The organism is Chromohalobacter sp. HP20-39 (assembly GCF_033052815.1).
Classification (GTDB): Bacteria; Pseudomonadota; Gammaproteobacteria; order Pseudomonadales; family Halomonadaceae; genus Chromohalobacter.
Window position 1 is genome coordinate 1 of the sequence record NZ_JAWHTP010000674.1, and the last position, 273, is coordinate 273.

Genomic DNA, 273 nt, shown 5'->3' on the forward strand with positions numbered 1-273 from the left:
GTAGGCTTAGCGTCGACGCCTTCTGTGCCCTGGAAGCCAGGGCCGATATCGCAGAAGCCATTCAAGAGGTTGAGCGAGGCCTTGCGGCAGCACGCTCTGCAGACGCAGTACGCACCCAAGCCACGTTCATCCCGCTTCAGTTGCCAGCCTTCGATATGGAAGCCATCATGCACCTCCTGCAGCGTGATCTGGCTGGATTGGAGGCGGGCGCTGCTGCTCGTGTGCAGGCTCACCTTTCACGGCTAGGTAAAGGTGGCGAGGCGTGGGTTGCTG

At 61.2% G+C, this 273-nt stretch carries 1 protein-coding gene; it reads right to left on the reverse strand.

Going from position 1 to position 273, the window contains the following annotated elements:
* A partial coding sequence (locus RVY79_RS19655; protein ID WP_317466254.1) for a hypothetical protein occupies window positions 1-233 on the reverse strand: 233 nt, incomplete at its 3' end.
* Between the last annotated feature and the right edge of the window lie 40 nt (window positions 234-273).